This is a genomic window from Paenibacillus caui (assembly GCF_019904135.1).
GTDB lineage: Bacteria > Bacillota > Bacilli > Paenibacillales > Paenibacillaceae > Fontibacillus > Fontibacillus caui.
This window is the reverse complement of the sequence record NZ_JAIOGQ010000022.1, coordinates 45,070-66,411: the sequence shown is the minus strand read 5'-3', so window position 1 is coordinate 66,411 and position 21,342 is coordinate 45,070. Positions and strand designations below refer to the sequence as shown.

General features: G+C 49.4%; 17 protein-coding genes. 15 read left to right on the top strand and 2 right to left on the bottom strand.

Going from position 1 to position 21,342, the window contains the following annotated elements:
* Nucleotides 1-229 precede the first annotated feature (229 nt).
* The 7 genes from ptsG (at nt 230) to K7397_RS13980 (ending at nt 9,547) form a co-directional block, all read left to right on the top strand.
* The gene (gene ptsG, locus K7397_RS14010; protein ID WP_223068563.1) at nt 230-2,287 is read left to right on the top strand and encodes a glucose-specific PTS transporter subunit IIBC; all 2,058 of its coding nucleotides are present in this window, start codon (nt 230-232) and stop codon (nt 2,285-2,287) included.
* A gap of 96 nt (nt 2,288-2,383) precedes the next feature.
* Nucleotides 2,384-2,656 (top strand): HPr family phosphocarrier protein, encoded by a 273-nt coding sequence (locus K7397_RS14005; protein WP_223068562.1) that lies wholly within the window; start codon nt 2,384-2,386, stop codon nt 2,654-2,656.
* Nucleotides 2,653-4,365: a phosphoenolpyruvate--protein phosphotransferase gene (gene ptsP / locus K7397_RS14000; RefSeq protein ID WP_223068561.1), complete on the top strand. Its 1,713-nt coding sequence runs from the start codon at nt 2,653-2,655 to the stop codon at nt 4,363-4,365. The genes K7397_RS14005 and ptsP overlap by 4 nt, the downstream gene beginning before the upstream one ends.
* Nucleotides 4,366-4,664: 299 nt before the next feature.
* Nucleotides 4,665-5,303, top strand: a complete 639-nt coding sequence (locus tag K7397_RS13995) for a 50S ribosomal protein L25 (protein ID WP_223068560.1) — start codon at nt 4,665-4,667, stop codon at nt 5,301-5,303.
* 236 nt (nt 5,304-5,539) lie between these two features.
* Nucleotides 5,540-8,074 carry a WIAG-tail domain gene (locus tag K7397_RS13990; RefSeq protein ID WP_223068559.1) on the top strand — a complete coding sequence of 845 codons (2,535 nt, stop codon included), beginning with the start codon at nt 5,540-5,542 and terminating at the stop codon, nt 8,072-8,074.
* 241 nt (nt 8,075-8,315) lie between these two features.
* Entirely contained in the window at nt 8,316-9,071 is a 756-nt protein-coding gene (locus K7397_RS13985) for a DsbA family protein (RefSeq protein ID WP_237690920.1), read from the top strand.
* A gap of 2 nt (nt 9,072-9,073) precedes the next feature.
* Nucleotides 9,074-9,547 carry a disulfide oxidoreductase gene (locus K7397_RS13980; protein ID WP_223068558.1) on the top strand — a complete coding sequence of 158 codons (474 nt, stop codon included), beginning with the start codon at nt 9,074-9,076 and terminating at the stop codon, nt 9,545-9,547.
* Between the two features lie 73 nt (nt 9,548-9,620).
* On the opposite strand, the gene K7397_RS13975 is transcribed toward K7397_RS13980, so the two are convergent.
* Nucleotides 9,621-9,920: a hypothetical protein gene (locus K7397_RS13975; RefSeq protein ID WP_223068557.1), complete on the bottom strand. Its 300-nt coding sequence runs from the start codon at nt 9,918-9,920 to the stop codon at nt 9,621-9,623.
* A gap of 214 nt (nt 9,921-10,134) precedes the next feature.
* Between K7397_RS13975 and K7397_RS13970 the strand changes: the two genes are divergently transcribed.
* Together K7397_RS13970 and K7397_RS13965 are read left to right on the top strand one after the other, a co-directional pair.
* Nucleotides 10,135-10,542: a hypothetical protein gene (locus K7397_RS13970; RefSeq protein ID WP_223068556.1), complete on the top strand. Its 408-nt coding sequence runs from the start codon at nt 10,135-10,137 to the stop codon at nt 10,540-10,542.
* Between the two features lie 36 nt (nt 10,543-10,578).
* Nucleotides 10,579-10,722 (top strand): hypothetical protein, encoded by a 144-nt coding sequence (locus K7397_RS13965; RefSeq protein WP_223068555.1) that lies wholly within the window; start codon nt 10,579-10,581, stop codon nt 10,720-10,722.
* 204 nt (nt 10,723-10,926) lie between these two features.
* Here K7397_RS13965 and K7397_RS13960 read toward each other — a convergent pair whose 3' ends face one another.
* A complete protein-coding gene (locus K7397_RS13960) occupies nt 10,927-11,577 on the bottom strand; it encodes a metal-dependent hydrolase (protein WP_223068554.1) in 651 nt (216 codons plus the stop codon).
* Between the two features lie 344 nt (nt 11,578-11,921).
* Between K7397_RS13960 and K7397_RS13955 the strand changes: the two genes are divergently transcribed.
* The 6 genes from K7397_RS13955 to K7397_RS13930 all read left to right on the top strand — a co-directional run bounded on the left by K7397_RS13955 (nt 11,922) and on the right by K7397_RS13930 (nt 21,223).
* A complete protein-coding gene (locus K7397_RS13955) occupies nt 11,922-13,322 on the top strand; it encodes a helix-turn-helix domain-containing protein (RefSeq protein WP_223068553.1) in 1,401 nt (466 codons plus the stop codon).
* 373 nt (nt 13,323-13,695) lie between these two features.
* Nucleotides 13,696-15,111 carry a polysaccharide deacetylase family protein gene (locus K7397_RS13950; RefSeq protein WP_237690929.1) on the top strand — a complete coding sequence of 472 codons (1,416 nt, stop codon included), beginning with the start codon at nt 13,696-13,698 and terminating at the stop codon, nt 15,109-15,111.
* Between the two features lie 2 nt (nt 15,112-15,113).
* Complete coding sequence (locus K7397_RS13945) at nt 15,114-16,427, top strand: nucleotide sugar dehydrogenase (RefSeq protein ID WP_223068551.1); 1,314 nt, start codon at nt 15,114-15,116, stop codon at nt 16,425-16,427.
* A 72-nt stretch (nt 16,428-16,499) separates the two neighbouring features.
* Entirely contained in the window at nt 16,500-18,308 is a 1,809-nt protein-coding gene (locus K7397_RS13940; RefSeq protein ID WP_223068583.1) for a glycosyltransferase, read from the top strand.
* Between the two features lie 41 nt (nt 18,309-18,349).
* A complete protein-coding gene (locus K7397_RS13935) occupies nt 18,350-20,119 on the top strand; it encodes a polysaccharide deacetylase family protein (protein WP_223068550.1) in 1,770 nt (589 codons plus the stop codon).
* Between the two features lie 27 nt (nt 20,120-20,146).
* Entirely contained in the window at nt 20,147-21,223 is a 1,077-nt protein-coding gene (locus K7397_RS13930; RefSeq protein ID WP_223068549.1) for a glycosyl hydrolase family 18 protein, read from the top strand.
* The last annotated feature ends 119 nt before the right edge of the window (nt 21,224-21,342 follow it).

The window sequence follows — 21,342 nt, the reverse complement described above, 5'->3', positions numbered from 1 at the left end:
TGCAGATCTTCAGGTTCGGTGTTATACTTCAAATGTGGAACAACGAAGAACTTCATATTTTGAAAGCGTGTTACTGATTCGATCAGGCATGAGTAAACAAAGTTTGTTGATTGTACTTTACTTTTACGGGCAAGATAACCGTAATTGCAGTACATATCGTACAGCTTTTGTTGACTCATGCCTTTTTTGATGTTCTTTTTGGGCCATCTGATGATTAAGGAGGATCTATATGTTCAAACGTTTTTTTGGCGTATTGCAGAGAGTCGGTAAAGCCTTGATGCTTCCGGTCGCAATTCTCCCTGCTGCAGGTTTGCTGCTTGGAATAGGTAATATGCTTGTCAATCCAGATTTCCTTCAATACGTACCTGCGCTCAATGCGCATTGGATTCAAACGCTTGCCAATATTCTGATGAACTCGGGCCAGGTTGTGTTTGATAATCTTTCCTTGCTGTTCGCAGTCGGCGTTGCCGTTGGTTTGGCGGGTGGTGAAGGCGTAGCGGGCCTTGCAGCAATCGTCGGTTACCTCGTGATGAACATCACGATGGGGACGGTTATGGGGGTTAACGAATACGTTCTCTCCTTAAACGATCCGGCTTATGCCAGAATTGTCGGCATTCCGACTTTGGCTACAGGGGTATTCGGCGGTATTATCGTGGGGATACTCGCAGCAAGCATGTACAACAGATTTTACAAGATCGAGCTCCCGTCATACCTCGGTTTCTTTGCGGGCAAACGCTTCGTACCGATTATGACGGCTGTGTGGGCCCTTGTGCTCGGGATTGTAATGTCGTTCGTTTGGCCTCCGATCCAGGAAGGCCTGAACTATATTTCACACAGCATGATTAATACGAATCTGACGCTGTCCGCGTTCATTTTCGGATTGTTCGAACGCTCGCTGGTTCCATTCGGACTGCATCACATTTTCTACTCTCCATTCTGGTTTGAGTTTGGGGAATACACGAACAAAGCCGGGCAAATTATTCGCGGCGACCAGCACATCTTTATGGCGCAGCTTCGTGACGGCGTACCGTTCACTGCGGGTACGTTCACAACCGGTAAATTCCCGTTCATGATGTTCGGTCTTCCTGCCGCAGCGCTTGCCATGTATCATGAAGCCAAGCCTGAGAACAAGAAAATCGTCGGCGGTTTGATGCTGTCCGGTGCGCTTACGGCATTTTTAACAGGGATCACCGAGCCGCTGGAATTCTCGTTCCTGTTCGTTGCGCCTGTTCTGTTCGCGGTACATGCCGTTTTTGCCGGTCTCTCCTTTATGTTTATGCAAATTTTGAATGTCAAGATCGGGATGACCTTCTCCGGCGGTTTCATCGATTTGATGCTGTTCGGCGTTATTCCTAACCGGACCAGATGGTGGCTCGTTATCGTAGTCGGTCTGATCTTCTCGGTCATTTACTACTTCGGCTTCCGGTTTGTAATCCGCAAGTTCAACCTCAAGACGCCAGGGCGGGAGGATGCGCCTGCACAGACGGATGAAGCATCAGGTTCCGTATCGACGGACGACCTGCCGCATAACATTCTCGCCGCTTTGGGCGGTAAAGAGAACATCGCTCATTTGGACGCTTGTATTACACGTCTGCGCGTTGAGGTTAAAGACAAAGGCCGTGTCAACAAAGATCGTTTGAAGAATCTCGGCGCTTCCGGGGTGCTTGAGGTGGGCAATAACGTTCAGGCCATCTTTGGTACCCGTTCCGATACAATCAAGTCTCAGATTGCGGACATCATGAATGGCAAAACTCCGGCCCCTGCACCGGCAGAACCCGAAGATAAGCCGGCCGAAGCCGAGCAGCATGCGGCTCAGGATGGGGATGCTATCATCAGTGAAGACATCGTATCTCCGGTCAACGGCGAATTGATGGATATTTCAAACGTCCCTGACCCTGTCTTTTCCCAAAAAATGACGGGTGACGGCTTTGCTGTACTGCCGCATGACGGTAATATCTGTTCGCCGGTTTATGGTAAAGTATTCAACGTGTTCCCGAGCAAGCACGCTGTCGGCATTATGTCCGACGGAGGCAAAGAAGTGCTCGTTCATATCGGAGTCAACACGGTGAAGCTGAAAGGACAAGGATTTGAAGTTCTCGTTAATGAAGGAGATCTCGTGTCCGCCGGACAGCCGATTATGAAGGTCGATCTGGAATATGTGAAGGAGCATGCCCCTTCGATCATTACCCCGATCATTTTCTCCAACCTGCCTGAAGGAGCGGCGGTAACGCTGAACAAAACAGGCGCGGTAAAAAGCGGAGAAGCCAATATTATCACTATCAAATAAGCCGGCGCCAAGCAAAATTTGTAATTTGGTCCCAGTATGGCTTACTATGATGGACATAAATACTATTGCAAAATATTAGAAAGCGAGAGGATCATAATGGAAAAAACTTTCAGAATTATCGACGAAGACGGAATTCATGCACGCCCTGCAACTGCGCTGGTGAATACAGCCAATAAATTTAAAGGCGTTGAATCTTTTGCTGAAGCAAAAGGCAAAAAGGTCACTCTGAAGTCTATCCTTGGCGTTCTTTCCCTTGGTCTTGAAAAAGGCGACACCATCACTCTTTCTGCAACAGGCGAAGGTGAAGCTGAAGTCATTCAAGCGCTCTCCGATGTAATGGTTAATGAAGGACTTGGAGAGGCAGTATGATTAAAATAGAAGGTATCGCAGCTTCGGCGGGTGTGGCTATAGCACCCGCTTTCAAGCTGGAGCATCCGGATTATACGGTCCATGAGCGGCAAGTCTCGGACACCGCTGCGGAAATCGCTAAATTGAACGATGCTCTCGAGAAATCGAAGACCGAGCTTGAAGCGATTAAAGAGCGCACGCTTCAAGAACTGGGTGCGAAGAAAGCGGAAATTTTTGAATCCCATTTGCTGATTCTGAATGATCCGGAGCTGATTAGTCCGGTTGAAGATAAAATTACAAACGAAGGCGTCAACGCCGAGTTTGCATTGAATGAAACGGCAGCTCAGTTTATTTCCATGTTTGAGAATATGAAGAGCGCCTACTTGCAGGAGCGGGCTGCGGATATGCGGGACGTAACGAAGCGCGTTCTTACCCATCTATTGGGTTTGACTTATGTGAATCCTGCGGAAATCAATACAGAGGTTATCGTGATTGCCGAGGATTTGACGCCATCCGATACCGCTCAGCTAAACCGGAAATATGTCAAGGGCTTCACGACCAATATTGGGGGCAGGACCTCCCATTCCGCCATCATGGCACGCTCTTTGGAAATTCCTGCGGTTGTAGGAACCAAAGAGGTGCTTGAGCAAGTAAACAGCGGCGATCTCGTGATCGTTGATGGATTGGATGGCAAGGTCATCATAAACCCAACAGAAGAGCTGGTTCAGCAATACAAGAACAAGCAGGAGAAATATTTGGCTCAGCGCGATGAGTGGAGAAAGCTTCGCGACCTGCCTACCGTTTCTCTTGACGGTGTTCATGTCGAACTGGCAGTAAACATCGGTACGCCAAACGACGTTGCGGGTGTAGTGGATAACGGAGGCGAGGGCGTAGGCCTGTACCGCACGGAATTCCTCTACATGGGACGCGACAAGCTGCCTACGGAAGAAATCCAGTTTAATGCTTACAAGACGGTCCTTGAGAAAATGGAAGGCAAACCGGTTGTAGTCCGGACACTTGATATCGGCGGAGACAAGGAATTGCCTTATCTCGACCTGCCTAAGGAAATGAACCCGTTCCTGGGCTTCCGTGCCGTTCGGTTGTGTCTGGAGCGTACGGATATTTTCCGTACTCAGTTGCGGGCTTTGCTGCGGGCAAGCGTTTATGGAAATCTTCGTATCATGTTCCCGATGATTGCTACGCTTGATGAATTCCGCCAGGCGAAGGCGCTTCTCCTTGAGGAGAAAGCCAAGCTGACGAGCGAAGGCGTAGAAGTATCCGAAGACATTCAACTCGGAATTATGGTGGAAATTCCTTCTACAGCCGTTATGGCAGACCAATTTGCCAAGGAAGTGGATTTCTTCAGTATCGGAACGAACGATCTGATCCAGTACACGATGGCAGCCGACCGGATGAATGAACGCGTCTCCTATTTGTATCAGCCATACAATCCGGCTATTCTGCGCCTGGTTAAGATGGTTATTGATGCGGCTCATAAGGAAGGCAAATGGGCTGGCATGTGCGGCGAAATGGCCGGCGATTCCACGGCGATTCCGCTTCTGCTCGGTCTTGGTCTTGATGAATTCAGCATGAGCGCCACATCCATCCTGCCGGCTCGCTCGCAAATTGCGAAACTTTCGAAAGCGGAAATGCAGGAGCTTGCGTCCAAGGCGCTCGCGATGCAAACCGCAGCACAAGTGGTTGAACTCGTAAAAAGCATTGATGCCTAAAATCAGGCTGGGCATTTTTTAGGAGCAATTGCAATTTAGGTTTTCTCCGGCTCATATTAAGCGTATTATTCCAACACTATAGTTTGCGGCAACGGCCGATGACCGGTACCTTTTGGGGTACCGTTTTTTTCATCCATTTTTTTGCTGAAGATGGCGAAAGTTGATTAAAGATTGTGAAATTAGGGTAATAAAAAAGATAGAGCTGCAATTTTGTGGATTTGCTAAGTAGCTTGGGTATACGGAGCTATCGCCTTACTGCCCCGCATTAACCTACAATTTATTCAGGAGGTCGATGCAATATGAGTTCTGCTCATAACGTTACTTTGAAGGCTGAGACAAGAATGGATTTATCAGGAGCCGCGCTTCACAAGTTAAGAGAGTCCGGTCGTGTTCCGGGAGTTGTATACGGCTCGCAAATCGAGAGCCAGCCGGTGCACGTTGATGAGAAGGAGCTTATCAAAGTGTCCCGCACCGGGAGATCGGAGTTTTTTCAATTGACGCTGTCCGATGGAAAAAGCTTCCCTGCATTGATTAAAGATATTCAGCTGAGACGAGGCAAGGTCGCCCATGTGGACTTCCAGTTTGTGTCGAAGAATAAACCGGTTCGGGTCCACATACCGGTTCACTATAGCGGTACACCAGCAGGAACGAAGTCCGGAGGTGTTCTGCAAACACTCGGGACTGAATTGGAAGTGGAAGGGTTGCCGGACGATCTGCCGGCCAGTATTGAAGTCGATGTGACTTCGCTTGGAGTCGGAGATAAAATCGAGGCTTCAGAGGTTTCCTTGCCTAACGGAGTAACGCTGCACACGCCTCATGATACTTTGCTGGTGTCCATCGTAATGCCGCGCGCCGCTGACGCTAAGGATGAGCCTGAAGCTGCGGATAACGGTGAGCCTGGAAAGGCGGAAGGAGCCACGGAAGAAACTACAGCGTAAGGTTAAGGTGCAAACGCAGAAATCAAATAGTTTTTGGAAAGGCCGGATTGCTCAGAATCCGGTCTTTCTTACTTTTAAATGACCTGAATCCGCCTCGTAGTGAAAACGCCGCTTGGCAGTGGGACTTTAAGCTGGGCAGCCTTAATTTTCTCGTATTCCTGCTTCTGGTCTCAGTGACAGATGCCCACACCGCTGCATATGATGCTAGCAGAAGAACCATGAGAGGAGAGAACAGCTTGAAGAAGGGAAAAGCTGCCAAAAGCGGAACGGGCAAATCCGTAAACTCAAACTATCGTGCGTCGTTTAACGAACTGGAGCTGCTTGAGAACCTTAACGGAAAGGTGAAGGACAAGAAGCCGGTCCAGGTTCATCACACCGCTTCGCCCGTGTTTGCCGCCCCGGAAATCCATGAAGAGCAACAGCCAAGCGCGGCCAACTCCGAGCCGGACCCTAGCCTACCTGAGCTTTCATTAAAAGAGAAGAGGGCTATTCCCAGCGATACCGCCATCATTTATAGCGATGATCTGGCTGAGGCTTCCGTAACTCGTGACAAGATTGCCCCTTATACCATTGATGCTACAAGAATAAAGCAGGGGACGATCGGAACGGCCTGGATTGCCGACTATGCCGTCACCTCCATTAAACTTGAGGATGGCGCCGTCACGTCTCCGAAAGTGGCGCAGGAATCATTGACCGGCGATCATCTGGTGGACGGATCGGTCCAGGGAAGCAAGTTGGCCAACAGCTCTATCGAAGGATCCAAAATCAAAGACGGAACCATTACCCCTGATAAATTGGCGGAAAAATCGATCAGTGCCGACCACATTTCCGATGGAGTGATTCAAGCCCGTCATCTCAGCAATGTGCTGATTTCGACTGAAATGCTTCAGGATCAATCCGTAACCGGCATCAAAATCGGCAGCGGTGCGATCACGGCTGTTCATTTGATGAACGGGGCCGTTGATACATCCAAGCTGGGCGATCAGGTTGTCACGACAAGCAAGCTTCGCGACGGGGCTGTAACAGCAGATAAACTCCAGGAAGGAGCTATCGCCGGCAAGCATATCGGACATGGAGCGATTGGTCCGAAGCATCTGCAGGCCGGTACGCTGGGCCGTGATCTGCTGGCTACAAAAAGCATAGGCAGCGATCAGCTGGAGGAAGGTGCAGTCGATTCGAAGCATATCAATGAAGCCGCGGTGCTGGCACGGCACTTGGCGGGAGACATCATTGAAGGCATCCATATCCAGGAGTCAGCCATAGCCGAACGGCATATTGGGACTGGGGAAGTTACATCCCGCCATTTGGCTGACCGGAGCATTTTGCCTACAAAGCTTACGGATCAATCTGTCGGGACTGCCCAGATGGTCGATCAATCGGTCACTTCATCCAAAATAGCCGACCAGAGCATACTGGCTGTCAAAATAGCCGATGAAGCCGTACTGAAGAGACATATTGCCAAATCTGCAATACAGGGCAGCCATTTGGCCGCTTCCTCCATTTCGTCACAGCATCTCCAGAACGACTCCGTACTGGAGAAGCATATCAGCACTTCTGCTGTGAGCGAGCGGCATTTGCAGGCAGGAGCGGTTAAGGGAGAGATTATAGCCCCCGGAACCGTTCAGGAAGAGCATATCGCCGATCAGGCGATCGGAAGACGGCATATTCAACCGTCCAGCGTGACCGCAGACAAAATTGCGGACCATTCGATCACGGCCGAGAAATTGACGCTTGAAAGCATTGGAGGAGAACTTCTGGAGCGAGCCAGCGTGTCTGGACGCCATTTGGCTCCGGGCTCGATTATGGAGCATCATTTCACCGAAGAGAGCATCAGCGGAGCATTCATCCGTCCGGGCTCTATTAACGCTTCACATATAGAATCCGGCGCTATCTCAGGCGGCCATTTGGGCAAAGGCAGCGTTGGTGCATTTGCCCTTCAGGACCGTTCGGTTTCGTCCAAAGTTCTGCAGGAAGGAGCTGTGCAGGGGATTCATCTGGGGGAACAGCAGGTGTTCTCGTACCATCTGCAGGATAATGCCGTAACATCGCTGAAGCTGTCGCCGGAAAGCGTGTCAACCGACAAAATCAATGACTTGGCGGTTACGGAATCAAAAATAGCAGACGGAGCCGTCCAATCGCGGCATATCAGTGAGGAAAGCATAGGCACAAGCCATTTGGCATACGAAGCTGTAGGACCGCTTCAATTGAAAGCGGGAACGATTAGCTTGCCGCATATTTCGGACAGTCTGCGGGCAGAGGGTCTTCTTCCCGAGGGAGGGATTGCCGGCCGGCATCTCGCCCTGGGAAGTGTGGCAGGGGAGCACATCGCTCCGCAAAGTATAGCAGGCCAGCATCTGGTTCCCGGGAATATTGAGGGGCAGCACCTCGCCCCGGAAAGCATAGCTGGTGAGCATATCGCCGAAAACGCGGTAACTTCCCGCCATCTGGAGGATCACTCGATACAACTGCGGCATCTCTCTGTCACTCCTTTTCAAAGCATCCAGGGTCCTGCCGTTCAGCAGTTCGGAATGACAGATTTCCTTTTTGAAGATGAAGAAGAAACAACAACGGTGATCACCGTAATCTTTGTTGAGCCTTTCGCTCATTCCAACTACGTTATTGTAGCGATGAGCGGCCAGGCTGGCATTCATGTCTCATTGAAACAAAGAGAACCGGAATTTGCGGTGCTGGAAGTAACGCGGACGAACGGCCCGGCACAAGCTCACGGTTTTGTAACGTGGATTGCAGCAGGACTCAAAACAGACGATTAAGCAATAGGGAATTAAAAACTCAGCTGCGGCGTTAAAGCTGCCGTAGAAATGATCCCCTCAGGCTAGGGCAGTGAGAAAAAAAGTTCATGGCATGATGAACTTAACACTGTAGACCGGAGGGGATTTTTTATGCCTCCCTGCTTGCAGATTTGACTTACATTATGTGGAAGACTTGACGAAAGTCTGCGCCTAACCTAGAATGATTGCAGAAAAGGTATGGTAAGTAAGTCGATACTTATAATTGAAAGAAGGGATTCAGCTGAAACCAAAGAAAAAAACAATTCCATACGCAGAGCGCCAGAGAAAGGAAAGGGAAAGACGCCAGAAAGAGCAAAAGAGACGCATCATTTTCTTCTCGACGATTGCTGTCTTGCTGATTGCTATTGTCATCGCGCTCATCCTGCGTCCGGACTCGTCCGACAAGACAACCTTGGCAGAATTTGACTACAGCAGCATGCCGGTTTTGGGGGATCCAAACGCTCCTGTTAAAATCGTGGAATACGGCGACTACCAGTGTCCTGGCTGCCGGAACTTCAGCCAGACCATCAAGCCGGATCTGGTAAAAGATTACGTCGACACAGGCAAAGCCGCGATTTATTTTGCGGACATGATTGTGCTGGACGGAAAGGGCATTGAAGATTCGAATCGTTCCGCGCTGGCTGCCCAATCGATTTTTCATCAGGACAAGGACTCATTTTGGAAATTTAATAATGCATTGTATCGTGATCAAGGGCCGGAAAGGACCGGCTGGGCAACAACCGATTTTCTGGTAAACCTCGCGAAATCCGAAGGGCTGCCTATCGATTATGATAAGCTTAGATCGGACATCGAGAATAAAACTTACCAGCAGGAAGTCGATGACAGCCTTGCCAAAGCGGACAAGCTTAACGTAAGAAGCACGCCGTCCTTCTTTATCAACGGCAAGCTCTACAACGGCGACTACAGTTTAGATTCGTTCAAACAGGCGATTGATTCTGCCGCAAAAGGAGAGTCATAAACATGACGGAAACGCGCAGCTCCTCTTTAATCAGGGATTATGCCATATACATGGCCTGGATCGTTTCGATCGCAGCTACAGCGGGTAGTCTGTATCTAAGTGAAATTTTGCATTATCAACCCTGCAGGCTGTGCTGGTTCCAGCGGATTTTTATGTATCCTCAGGTTATATTGCTCGGCATAGCCGCTTACCGCAATGACCGGACGATCGTTCCTTATATGCTTCCGCTCAGCATCATTGGCGGCTGCATCTCCGCCTATCATTATGCGGAACAGAAAATACCGGCTCTTTCGAAAGTGCTGACCTGCAAAGTAGGCGTACCCTGCAATACTTCTTATATTAATTATTTCGGATTTGTAACGATCCCGCTTTTGGCTCTCATCGCTTTTATTCTTATCGGTATATTCCTTTGGATGGGCAGAGCGAGCAAAAATAAGGCGGTAAATCATGAATCTTTGATCGATGCCGGTATGTAAACCGAAGAACCGATGTTCCCAAGTAACGGACATCGGTTCTTTCGTGTCTTAAGGATGGGGCTGTATTAGAATCTTAGAGTCCGAACTGTTCGATCTGTTCCTGCAGGCCTTCTTTTACGAGAATTTCCTTTTGCTTGGCGCCAATGAGATCAAAATGCGGGTACGGCTGACGCCGGTGAATATATTTCGGATTCAGTTCATTATCCAGACACCATGCCGTTAACCGCTCCAGATCGCTGCAGCCGACTTTTGTAACCGTTTTGGCATCCGGGAAACGGGGATCCAGCCAATAATGGGTCAGAAAAGCGATCTGACCGCTTGTGACCTGATCCTTCCAGTTGTTCAGCTGCCGTCTGTTAACGCCAAAGGCCATGCTCCTCATTCCTGTCCATATTCATTAGTGAAATGCTCCGGAAGACGCTTTGAACCTTAACCATTGTTCCTTGGGAATAACGATTATTTTCTTGAGCAGTCGTCTTCATTATATCAATTAAGGATCTTGAGTAAACCGGGGAAAAAGGAAGCGCCGTGAAAATGGTGCAACTTTTATTCTCTCCCTTACGTAATTAATAATGGAGGTGTTGATCTTGAACAAACGAAGCAACTGCATGTTATGGACGCTCAGCCTGCTGCTGATACTCACTTTGACGGCTTGCAGCAAAGAAACGAATTCAGCGAAAGGAAGCGAACCCCCGGCCAGCTCGGCGCAGAATGCTTCCAAGCCGCCGGCTTCATCAGCGCAGGATCAGGATACTTCAGAGGTACAAAAGGGCTCCGGTCAATATGTAGGCCAGGCCGATACGACCTCGATTGAGATTACCGTGAATGGCGAACCGTTTGTGTTCCAGTTAGGCGACGTCACGCAGGAAACGCTGGATACGCTTGAACCGGAAGACGCAGTGAATTTCGAATATGTGGAGAAAAAGATTGATGGAGAAGACACGCTAAAGCAGCGGGTGTTAACCAAGCTGGAGAAAGCAGCTTCAGCGGATTGAACGAGCGGTACGGCCGATCAGGCGCTTCCGGAGACGATGAACTTATCCGTCACGCTTGAAGGCAATCCGGAAGAACGGCCCGCCCGTCTCGCTCAAGGCAACGGGTATGCCCTATATGTGCCTGAAGGGTTCGAGCCGCTGGCCTTTGCTTCACTGAATTCGCTTGTCAATCAAAAATAATCAAGGCTTTGGCAGGAAAGAGAGGCGCCTTTAGCGGGAGATACCCGCTTCAGGTGCCTTTTTCATAAGGCTAAACGCAGCTTTATGCCAAATGAGCGGACAGTTTGCTATTCGAGCCATCCGAGGGGTTGCCATTCGAGCCCACCCGGACCGATAACCGCCTGCTTGGCCTTTGCCCTCAAGGAAGCAGACCGGAATATCGAATTATCGGCGAAACGGAAGCTTGAAAGTGATTCTGGAGAGTGGATAAAGCCACTTCACACCGCTTGAAGTCAAAGTATCGGCGACCAGATGGGAGGCATATCCGGCGGCCGCCGTCAAGGCGATGCCATCAATGCCAAGCTGCCGTTCCATTCCCTGGCTTAACAAATACCAGATCAGCAGCGCCCATATCGTATGCGTCATTCCCCGATGCTTCAGCCAGGGGGCTATCATGACAAATATGCCGAAGCCGGATAGCCAGGTCATTCCCGGCAGCAATCCCGCACCCGCAACTGCTGCGCCAACCAGGCTGACGAGAGTGTTGCGGATTACGCCTTCCTTGAGAATCAGGGAGGGGAGGATGGCACACAGCGTAGCGGCAGTAAGTTCCGGATGAAAAATACGATATTGAGCATAGAGATAAATCAGCAGCAATGTCATGAGCACCGCGAGGGTTATAAGAGAACGGTAAAGCGTCCTGGAGGCTTTGCTGATCCGCGAGCTCAACATGCTGGGACCGTCAAGGTCCGGGCATAACGATGAGATTGCAGCCGCCGCTATGTAGACAAGAGAATTTGAAACGTTAAAAGAATGATAACCCACAGCTGCAGCCCCGACAGCACAGCCGATGGCAAGATGAGTAGAGCCCTTCATAATTCCTCCTCTGACTGACCAAGCAGTGGTAAAAGAACATATGTTTGCATTTCTATTATAGCGTCAATCTTTACTCTAAGCAAGAATAGAATTGAATGAGAAAGTTACATTGAACAGGAATAGACATAAGACCCGAAATAAAAAATAGAACTGTCGAAAAAATGGTTGCGTTGTGGTTGATATATGCCTGTTTTAAGCAGTTTTTGGTGATTCAAAAAAAACTTGTAATTATTTGCGGAAAAGGTATTGACTAATCTTCTACAAATAATTACTATTACTGGTATAAGGTGATTTTACTAAATTTTGGATGTCTATTCCTTGGATGTCGTTGAAGGGGGGGTCATTTGGAACCTACAACCACGATACGCGCAGAGCTTGAGAATTATTTAAAGCAAGAAGGAAAGACAATTCACCATTTCGCGGAAATTTCCGGTGTGAATCCCGGAACAATCAGTGCAATCATCAACGGAAACCGGCCGATCGCCATGGGGCAGTTGGATCGGATTACTTTGGGGATGGGCCTTGAAGAAGGCGCTTTCTATGACTTATATGTAGATGAATGCTTTGTACACGCTGCACCCAACTGGAGAAGAATCCGGCCGTTCTTATATCGCTGTGCGGAATTGGACAAGCTGGACTGCATTGGGCGTATTGTATGGCAAATGACAGATAACCTTTCTTATATTCCGGCGATATTTGAGACGGCAGAAGACTTTTTTCGTCAGGGGAAAACTGCAGCAGCAGAAATTTTGTATAAGGTTGTCGCAGAAAGTGAGAAGTACCAGCATTCCGAACGTTTGGCTCTGGCTCAATACCGTTTATTTACAATTACAGTCGGTCAAGACCAGCAAGAAAACCTTCGGGCAGCTGTTCAGTTTGAGCCTTATGTGGACCGGTTGACCGAAGAGGAGCAGCTTGATGCATTGAAAGATTTGGCCAATATGTATGCTTCGCTGCGAAATTGGGACAAGGTCAATGACTTGGCGAAGGAGTTGGGGTACAGAGCCGCTATTCAGTATGATCTAGTTTATGATAATAAGAAGTTTTCGGAACAGCCCAGGGAAACTATTTATCCGTTGTTTCTGTATATCTTATATGCATATTTGTTACAATCAGCAGTTTGTGAAGAACGTGGTGAGTACGTAGAAGCCCTACGTTTTGTCTCTTTGTATTCAGACATGAGCTGGGTCAAGGAGACCACCGAGGAAGCCTATCAGATTATGGAGCAGTATGGAAGCTTGGCTGAAGCCAATACTTTTCTTTATAAGCTAATGATGGGGAACGTATCTGTACTCACAGATTATGCCGATTATATTGCTTTGAGAGAGGCTGAAATTCTTCCAGCTTTGGTTAAAATACTTGAAGCTGCTAATCGATTTAATATTGATGTGGATGATGTGCTTCGCCGATTTGAGAAGCAAATCGCTTCCTATGATGACATCAATAAAGTTGCAGGTACGTATACTCAGCAAATGGTAGCCGATCGGTATATGAACTTAATGGCCGAACTTGCAGCTTATCATTTGCATAGACAGCGATATGAAGAAGGGATCCAGTGCATCATAAACAGCCTTGCATCTGCAGTCGCCAGCAATAGCGATTTTGGCATTATCAAGTGCGTTGGTTTATTCGAAGATTTCAGGCAGTTCGCTACTAATCAAGCTCAAGAAGCTTATAAAAATTTAATTAAAAAGGGAGCGAGTCTCAATGAAAAAAAGATTGGCCATGTTACTGTTTACGGTTAGTGCTGCAGCAGCTTTCAGTGTTACTGTGATCACTCCATTTACTCATGGTGTAGGCGGATTTTAATTCGAAGAACACAAAGTAATAAATTCCATATGAAGGGGCCTGTCTCTAAAGCAGCTTTTACTGCTTAAAGGGACAGGCCCCTTTCGTATTACGACTTTCTTGAGACTTTTCCGAGTAAATATTTGAGACTGAAATTTTTTAAAAACTTGTAGAATTTAGGGCAGGAAGATGGTATCTTTATGTAGGTTTTATAGAGGTACTATAGTCCTGTATTTGTTAAAAATTGAGAGATTAATACTAAAGGGGATTCCGCTTAAAGTGCGATGCAAAGTAATTATTCCGCAAATAGTTTTATTTTTAGCGGTGCTGATGTTGCTATCCGGCTGTGGTCTATCCGGCGGAGAAGAAGCGTATCAGACCGGTACGAGGGAAGCGACCAAGCCCGTTCAGAAGGTAGAACGGTACACCGGTGAAAAAAGCATTGAAATTCCATATGTGTATACAGGCAGAAAGGAACTGGCCTTAACCTTTAACGGTATGGGTGATAAAGAGACCATGAAGGCTCTTTTGAATGAACTGGATAAGTATCAGATCAAGGCGACCTTTTTTCTTCCGGGCATGAGAGTAGCGGAAGAGCCGGATCTCGCGGAGGAAATTTTGGCGAGAGGCCACGAGATTGAGAACAACACGCTGAATCAGCTTGATATGAGTAAACTGAACTATGAACAAATCTATAAGGAAATCAAGCTGACCAACGAAGTGATCAAGCGGGAAACGGGAACACAGCCCCAGTATGTAAGGACTCGTTCCGGGGATTATACGGAGGATGTTCCTTTGGCCGTCGCGCAATTGGGGATGAAGGCGGTTGTCAGCTATAATATAAACCCCAAAGATCGTGATATGAAAGATGCCAAGGCGATCGGCGATTATGTGAGAAGATATATGTCGAGAGGCGGAATCATTTCGTTAAACACCGATATTAATCCGGAGGTTATCCCTTCCATCAAATATATAGCCGAGGCCGCCAACGACATCGGCTATAAGCTGATCACGCTGGATCAATTGGTGAAGAACGGCGGTGTAAGAAAACCGCTGGAGCAAATTCCAGGTTACGATGCGGCCAAGGTTAATCCGGACTACAAAGATGCTAAATACAAGCTTGTCTACAATGTGGAAACGAACAAAAAGCTGATCGCCCTAACATTTGACGATTTCGGCAGCGATAAAACGGTTACCCGTATTCTGGATATTTTGGCCGAGCATGATGTGGTTGCGACGTTCTTTCTCCGCGCCAAAGGGGTGGAGAATAATCCAAATCTGGCGCGGGCAATGGTTGAAGGCGGTCATGATGTAGCCAACCACTCCTATAGCCATCCGGTGGTCACCTCCCTGACTCCGAAGGAACTGCAAGAGGATATAGTCAGAGCCCATCAAGTGATTACGGAAGCAATTCAGGAGCAGCCTGTCATGCTGTTCCGTCCTCCGACAGGCGTAGTGGATGACGAACGGGCCAAGGCGATCGCTGCGGCTGGCTATCCCGTGATCGCGATGTATGACGTAACGACGCTGGACTGGGATGCCGCCAACAGCGCAGACGACATTATAAACGGAGTTATGAAACAGACAAAACAAGGAAGCGTCATTTTGCTGCACATGCTTGATGACATTCATACGATCGAGGCGCTGCCGACTGTGCTGGACGATTTGAAAAAAAGAGGCTTCACTTTTGTAAAAATGGCTGACTTGATAAAAGAACAGGATTCTATAACAGCGGGGACGAAATGACAATGGGATTATATGAAAATATTATAGATCGCCAGGAAAAAATGGCCGTGGTTGGCCTTGGATACGTCGGGCTGCCACTAGCCGTTGCATTCTCGAAAAAAGCGGATGTGATCGGTTTCGACTTGAGTGCGGAAAAGGTGGATCATTACCGAAGCGGCAGGGATATTACCGGAGACATAGGAGAGGAGGCGCTTCTCAGCTGTGAGGCGGAGTTTACCTCCGATCCGGACAAGCTTTCGGGGGTGCGCTGTTTTCTTGTAGCGGTTCCAACGCCGGTGAAGAGCGGAAACGTACCCGATTTAAAGTATGTACGAAGCGCAAGCCGTATGGTAGGAAGCAAACTGACTAAGGGCTCGGTCGTTGTATACGAGTCGACGGTATATCCAGGAGTGACGGAGGAAGTGTGCATTCCGATTCTGGAAGCAGAGTCGGGGCTTAGCTGCGGAGTCGATTTCAAGGTTGGATATTCGCCGGAGCGGATTAACCCGGGAGATAACACCCACCGTCTGGAGAACATCGTCAAAATCGTCTCTGGAAGTGATGAGGAGGCCCTGGGTACGGTAGCCAAGCTGTACGAGCTGATTATTGAGGCCGGCGTGCACCGGGCGGAGAGCATCAAAGTAGCTGAGGCGGCCAAGGTGATCGAAAACGCCCAGCGTGACATCAATATCGCCTTCATGAACGAATTGTCCATGCTGTTCAACCAGATGGATATCGATACGAATGCGGTGCTGCGCGCCGCGGGTACCAAATGGAATTTTCTTCATTTTCGGCCCGGCCTGGTCGGCGGACACTGCATCGGGATCGATCCGTACTATTTGACCTATAAGGCAGAGGATACGGGTTACCGTTCCAAAATTATTTTAGCCGGCCGTCATATCAATGACGGAATGGGCAAATATATCGCTCAGAACGTGATTAAAGCAGCCGTTCGCGAGCGCCTTGATCTGAAGAACTCGCGTATCGCGGTGTTCGGATTGTCTTTCAAAGAGAACTGCCGCGATATCCGGAACTCTAAGGTAATCGACATTATTCGCGAGCTGCAGGATTACGGCATTCAGCCGCTTGTGGCGGATCCGTTGGTTGACCCAAAAGAGGCTTATGAAGAGTACGGCATCGAGCTTACCGAACAGTCTTCCTTAAAGGAACTGAACATCGCGATCGTTGCCGTTGCGCACCGGGCTTTTACGGAAATGAGCATTTCCGATTTTAACAGGTTATTCTGCCCGGAACAACCGAAACTCATGGTTGATGTGAAGGGGATTTATGCGAGATCCGAATACGCAAGCAGCGGGTATCAGTACTGGAGTTTGTAATATGGATTGGAGACGGCGATTGTGATTAGAAGAAAGGAAAAAAGGACTGAAGAAGTATTGACCGTTCCGCGTATGGACAGACGTACGCTCTCTTATGTGCCCGATCCGGAAAATATTCGCGTTAACGTCGACCGAAGAGGCAACCGGGTGATCCCGAACGGCGATTCGGCGGATTCCGATTATCTAAACAAGCTGCGAACGCTCAGCTTGAGATATGTAGCGGATTTTGAAGTCCTTCTTATCCCTGTGGGACAAAAGAGAAGAACGGGAATAAAGGGCCGGGCTGTTGATATATCGGCTACGGGACTGCTGTTTGAATTGCCGGCAGCTTCCTCCGGCTTCCAGGTCGGGGACAAGGTAAAGGCCAAGTTCCGCATTCCTCCCGGCACTATGCCGGAAGGCTTTGAAGCCGGAGTAAATATCGAGGCTGCCGTGGTTCGCCGCTTTACACGCGAAGCGGACAACGAAGAAAAGCTGATGCTGGCTATCGAATTCGAAAAGCCGCTCACTGATTATTTTCAGAGAAAACGTTGGGGATATTCGGTATACTCGGCCAGCGCCTTGCTGTTTGTGGCATCGCTCTTTATTATGCTCATGCGGGCTGAAAGCATCATTTATTTCAAATATAATCTGGTGTTGTATCTGTACAGTCTGATTGCGGCACTTTTCCTGTTGACGCGTTATTTGTTCGGTGCTTTGTACCGGAACGTACCGGTTAATCCGGACTATACGCCGGGAGTATCGATCATTATCCCCTGCTTCAACGAGGCAGAGTGGATCAAGCGTACGATCCTCAGCTGCATGAATCAGGACTATCCCGTCGATAAGCTGGAAGTTATCGTGGTGGATGACCGGTCAACCGACGGTTCCGTGGAACAAATTCAGGACATTATCGGCGTAATTCATAGTGAGGCGGAGCGCTATGCCACCCAGGACCGCTTGAAATATACGGTGCTGCCGGAGAATGGGGGCAAACGGGTCGCCCTTGTCAAAGGCGTGGAGATGGCAAAGCACGATCTCGTAGTGTTTGTGGATTCGGATAGCTTTCTTGATCCAACGGCGATCCGGAACCTCGTACAGCCTTTTCAGGATCCGAGAATGGGCGGCGTCGCCGGCCGAACGGATGTTGAAAACAAATATACAAATTCTGTGACCAAGCTGCAAACGGTAAGGTATTATATCGCTTTTCGAATTATGAAGGCAGCCGAATCCTGGTTTGACAGCGTTACTTGTCTATCGGGGCCGTTATCCTGTTATCGAAAAGAGCTAATTCTCAGGCATGCGGATGCCTGGCTGGACCAGAAGTTCCTCGGCAGGCCGGCAACTTTCGGCGACGACCGGAGCATGACCAATTTTATTTTAAAAACGCACCGGACGGGATACCAGGATTCCGCGATCTGCTCCACCATCGTTCCTTCGCGGATGAACGTCTTTCTAAAGCAGCAAATGCGCTGGAAACGCTCCTGGCTGCGCGAGTCGCTGCGGGCAGGCTTGTTTATCTGGCGGAAGGAGCCGTTCATGGCCCTGTTCTTTTACATTGGGCTGATTGTCCCGATCGCGGCGCCGGTTGTAGTCGTCTACAATCTCATGTATGTTCCAATCGTTCAAGGTATTTTTCCGGGCACCTTTCTGATGGGGTTATTGATGATGGCTTTGCTGATGAGCCTCGCCCATCTGCTGTTCCGCAAGAGCGGGCTGTGGGTATTCGGATTCGTGTTCTGCGTGTTTTACGAGTTTGTACTGTTATGGCAAATGCCGGTCGCCTGGGTAACATTCTGGAAGTCGACATGGGGGACGAGGGAGACACCGCAGGATGTTGAAGCCAAAGAGAAGAAGGAAGCGCGCAAGCGCAAAACCAAAAAATTCGGGTTGCCGTTTTAAATGAAGTCATCAATCGAGAGTTGAAATGAGGATGGGCAGTAATGGGGAATAGGAAGAGAAATCCTGCCCTTAATGTTCGCAGGAAGAATCGCAGCAAAATCATAAAAACGATCGCGCAGTTCCTGATCTTAATGGTGCTGGCCGTCATACTGGTTGACGCGATCTTTGATCTGGACAAGTATCGGGAGCCTGACAGATCGTCGTGGCATCAGGAGCAGGGGTTCATCGCCTTGTCTTATTTCGGGGTCGGACGAACCGCTACCTCCAAACTGGTTTCGAAAAGCCAGCTTGACGCCCAGCTTAAGACGCTGTATGAGCAGGGCTACAGGACGATATCCCAGCAGGATGTTATCGACTTTTACACGAAGGGAAAGGCGCTGCCGGAGAAGGCGCTCTTCCTGTCTTTTGAGGATGGTCGGAACGATTCCGCCCTGTTTGCTAGGCCGATTTTGGAGAAGTATAACTTCAAGGCCACGTTTCTGTCCTATGCGAACAAAATGGGCAACAGCGAACATAAATTCATGCAGCCGAAGGATATGCGGAAGATGACCAAATCCGGTTACTGGGAACTGGGAACAAACGGGTACCGTCTAACCTATATCAATATATTCGACAAAGACGGTCATTATCTCGGCGTGAAGGACGAGAAGGAACTGACCAGGAAGTCGAACGTGGAATATTATAATCATTATCTGATGGATTTCATCCGTGACGAGAACATGATTCCGCTGGAGAATCGTGCCGAGATGGAAGCGCGAATTTCCGGCGATTATGATGCGATGAGAGATGTTTATACGAACAAGTTGGGTTATGTGCCCGGCGTCTATATGATCATGCATGCGAACGCGCTAGGGGAGGGCATGAACAAGCTCGTTACCGATGCGAATACGGATAACATTCGGAAGCTGTTCAGCATGAATTTTAACCGCGAGGGGAACGTCTACAACACCAAGAGGAGCGATCTTTACGACCTGACAAGAGTCCAGCCGGCTTCTTATTGGTCCACCAATCATCTGCTGATGAAAATACGGAAGGACACCGGGCAGGACCTGCAGTTTGTGCGTGGAAACAGGGAGGCTGCCGATCGGTGGGATGTGCAGAGCGGGGCCGCCGAATTTGCGGAGAACCGGATCATCCTGACTTCCCCTCCGTCCGGGCCGGGGACCGTTTATTTGAAAGACATGCAGGATAAACGGGATGTCACCGTCACGGCAAAGGCTGAAGGGAACGTGGTAGGAAGACAGTCGATCTATGCGCGTTACGACCGGGCCAAAGAGTCCTTTATCCGTCTGACGCTGGAGAATAATGAAATTCACGTTGAACAGAAAAAAACGGGACAAGCGCCTGAAGAAATTTATTCGTATGCTTTACCTCCGGTGGAATGGGAAGAGAAAGACTTGCAGTTCGACAAAGCGTCTGTTTATTCAAGGGAACAAACCTTGTCCGGGGCTCGGGACGACGAGCAGTATCCCGTCAATATCCGAAGTGCCAGGCAACTGGAACTTGCTATTCAGGGAGATAAGCTGCGGGTGACCGTGGATAATGATGTACTTCTCGATCATCAACTCATAGACGGTTCAATCGATTCCGGCGGAGTCGCGCTGGAGTCGCGCTATCATGAGCAGAACAAGAAGGATGATATTTACGATGCCGTTTTTGCAGACGTGAAGGTTGTCTCGCAGGATCAGAATCAGACAGACGATGGGAAGCGGGTTCTCTTTAACAACAAGCCTTCGGGCTTCGCGGGGATGATCGGCAGCATTCAGAAGGCGTACAACACGGCCGTGGATTGGGCGATCGAAACCTTTTAATAACGGCAGCAGGGGGAGCGGATTGCGATGAAAAAGCCTACGGGTAAACAGGCAGCGGCCGCTTGCGCGGTGGCCGTGCTGCTTGTAGCCGTCCTTTCCGTGATCTGGATTTGGCAGCGGGGGGATTCCGGCGGGAAGCAGGTTCCGGTTACCAAATACACGGAAGCGGAGCTTTCCGCATGGATCGCGGACTGGCAATGGGAAACGGGGACGGACGATCTGCGGCAGCTTGCCGGAGGGCTTGAGGAGCTGCAGTTGTTCGCGGCTTATTTTGATCAGGACGATAACCTGTATTTTACGGCAGACTTCACGGAGGCTCTCCCCCGGATTATGGAGACGGCGGAAGAAAACAAGCTGTCCCGCACCGGACTGACCGTGGTCAACGACCGATTCAACGCTGACGGGACGACGGTACAGAAGGATCCCGAGCTTGTATCGCGGCTGATCGCTACGGAAGAAAGCCGGAACAGGCATATCGCGCAAATTATCGACGCGGTTTCCCGGTATGGCTTAAGCGGAGTAGAGATCGATTACGAAAAGATGAATAAAGGCGACTGGGATAAGCTGTCTCTATTTTTCCAGGAATTATATGAGCGTCTTCGGCAGGAGGGAAAGACCCTAAGAATTGTGTTGGAACCGGGAGCGCCGGTACAATCGGTCGATTTGCCGGAGGGTCCCGCGTATGTCATGATGGCGTATAACCTTTATGGCGGCCACAGCGGGCCGGGACCCAAAGCAGACTTCAACATGATCCGCAAGCTGGCGGACCGGATGTCTCATGTTCCCGGAGAACGTGTGCTGGCTTTTTCCGCAGGGGGCTTTGACTGGGCGAAAACGGGAAAGGTCACCGCTCTGACCGAAAAGGGGGCGGCGGAGCTTGCGGCACAGAATGAGGCTGCTCCCCAGCGGGATGCTGCCAGCGGCAGCGTTCATTTTGATTATGTGGACGAAAGCGGTGTCCGGCATACCGTATGGTATGGAGATGAGGTTACGATTTCCGGCTGGATCGATGCAACGTTGGAAGCCGGAATTTCCAAAGTTGCGCTCTGGCGGCTGGGGGAACTGGGACCGGAAACGCTGCAGCATTTGAAAGGGAATCCATAAGTCCCGGAAATTTATAAAGTAGTGCCAATATTCATTCATTTAGCGGAAGCTCCGTTCGAAGTAAGGGGAAAGCCTTATTTTACAAACGGGGCTTTTTTTGTTGTACCTGAAACAATATG

Bases quoted from the DNA above. Each gene is read 5' to 3' on its own strand.
- ptsP (WP_223068561.1), top strand. From the start codon at position 2,653: ATGATTAAAATAGAAGGTATCGCAGCTTCGGCGGGTGTGGCTATAGCA.
- ptsG (WP_223068563.1), top strand. From the start codon at position 230: ATGTTCAAACGTTTTTTTGGCGTATTGCAGAGAGTCGGTAAAGCCTTG.
- K7397_RS13940 (WP_223068583.1), top strand. From the start codon at position 16,500: ATGGACAGACGTACGCTCTCTTATGTGCCCGATCCGGAAAATATTCGC.
- K7397_RS13945 (WP_223068551.1), top strand. From the start codon at position 15,114: ATGGGATTATATGAAAATATTATAGATCGCCAGGAAAAAATGGCCGTG.
- K7397_RS13975 (WP_223068557.1), bottom strand. From the start codon at position 9,920: ATGGCCTTTGGCGTTAACAGACGGCAGCTGAACAACTGGAAGGATCAG.
- K7397_RS13960 (WP_223068554.1), bottom strand. From the start codon at position 11,577: ATGAAGGGCTCTACTCATCTTGCCATCGGCTGTGCTGTCGGGGCTGCA.
- K7397_RS13995 (WP_223068560.1), top strand. From the start codon at position 4,665: ATGAGTTCTGCTCATAACGTTACTTTGAAGGCTGAGACAAGAATGGAT.
- K7397_RS13980 (WP_223068558.1), top strand. From the start codon at position 9,074: ATGACGGAAACGCGCAGCTCCTCTTTAATCAGGGATTATGCCATATAC.
- K7397_RS13935 (WP_223068550.1), top strand. From the start codon at position 18,350: ATGGGGAATAGGAAGAGAAATCCTGCCCTTAATGTTCGCAGGAAGAAT.
- K7397_RS14005 (WP_223068562.1), top strand. From the start codon at position 2,384: ATGGAAAAAACTTTCAGAATTATCGACGAAGACGGAATTCATGCACGC.
- K7397_RS13930 (WP_223068549.1), top strand. From the start codon at position 20,147: ATGAAAAAGCCTACGGGTAAACAGGCAGCGGCCGCTTGCGCGGTGGCC.
- K7397_RS13950 (WP_237690929.1), top strand. From the start codon at position 13,696: ATGTTGCTATCCGGCTGTGGTCTATCCGGCGGAGAAGAAGCGTATCAG.
- K7397_RS13965 (WP_223068555.1), top strand. From the start codon at position 10,579: ATGAACTTATCCGTCACGCTTGAAGGCAATCCGGAAGAACGGCCCGCC.